The sequence below is a fragment of the Endozoicomonas sp. SESOKO3 genome, from assembly GCF_024606255.1.
This window is the reverse complement of the sequence record NZ_JAHHPR010000440.1, coordinates 1-1,092: the sequence shown is the minus strand read 5'-3', so window position 1 is coordinate 1,092 and position 1,092 is coordinate 1. Positions and strand designations below refer to the sequence as shown.

Here is a 1,092-nt window from a genome sequence, read left to right as displayed (position 1 = left end):
GAGCAGGGTAAGAAAAAGACCTCGAAGAAAATAGATCCTGACATCAAACGTCTGGAGGACGACTTATCGGATCGTGTCGGAGCCAGAGTGGCCATTACCCACAATGCCAAAGGCAAGGGAAAACTGGTGATTTCCTACAATAGCCTGGATGAACTGGACGGGGTTCTGGCTCATATTCAATGAGTGCCCCATACCCAATAAACACAAGGTAGGTTATACGCAAAGCCCTGATAATAATGTTGTTGGCATTCATGTATTTCGATTACAACTTCGATGCGATTGAAGGAGTTGAGTATCAGATTGATGTCACTCAACCTGTCCGGTATTGCCCGAACTGTGGAGCACGGTACCGGAATTGACTCCAAGCGTGGGCGTCTCAAGCGCTTCTTCGCCCGGAGTGGCATGGAGCTTGATAATATTTCCACAATGGTCGTTGACTGGATGGTGCCCGAAGGGAACTGGGTTGTCTGACTGGATCGCACCAACCGGGACTTTGGTGATGGTAACTTTGCAGGTACCAGAGAGAAGTTTGTTGCTTTCGCTGCTCCTGATGAAAATCGTCAGGTCCTGGCTGATTACATTGGTCAAACGACTAAAGAGAAAGGTCAGGTTGTTCCCAGTGCCAACAACAATTAGAGTATTACTGGATTGACCTGTCAGAGAAGCGATATTGAAAGCGGCTAATTGTTTTTAATGAAGCGTTTTTAAAAATGGGCTCAGAAGTCGAGCAGAATGTAGGCAGATTGCAGACCAAAAAATCGGCTGCATAAAGCAGCCTAATAGCTGTCGCACACTGTCAGTTTGAAAAAGCTATAGAATTTTGTCCTGAAGATTACTGGTTTTAATAAACAAAATCCGATAACAATTTCACTGCTATGATAAATGCATTTCCAGGAACAGTGGCTGTTCTTCTGGTGCAAATGCTATGTGCTTAATATGTTTTATATTTTTGTCGTGACTCGTGATCTCGGTCGTATCTGCCGATCTTTCAATGTCGGAAGTTGAAAGTAGCGGTTACGTATTGTTCTTGATGATGGCGAGCGAATTATAGAGGTCTGAAGGTCTCTGCGGATAATCAATAAAACTATAGAC

1 protein-coding gene and 1 pseudogene are annotated in these 1,092 nt (G+C 44.2%); both read left to right on the top strand.

Annotation, left to right across the window (positions count from 1 at the left end):
• Window positions 1-183, top strand: a pseudogene (locus tag KDK18_RS07535) (chromosome partitioning protein ParB); the annotation flags it as partial.
• Window positions 184-279: 96 nt separating this feature from the next.
• Window positions 280-471 carry a hypothetical protein gene (locus KDK18_RS07530; RefSeq protein WP_257254279.1) on the top strand — a complete coding sequence of 64 codons (192 nt, stop codon included), beginning with the start codon at window positions 280-282 and terminating at the stop codon, window positions 469-471.
• The last annotated feature ends 621 nt before the right edge of the window (window positions 472-1,092 follow it).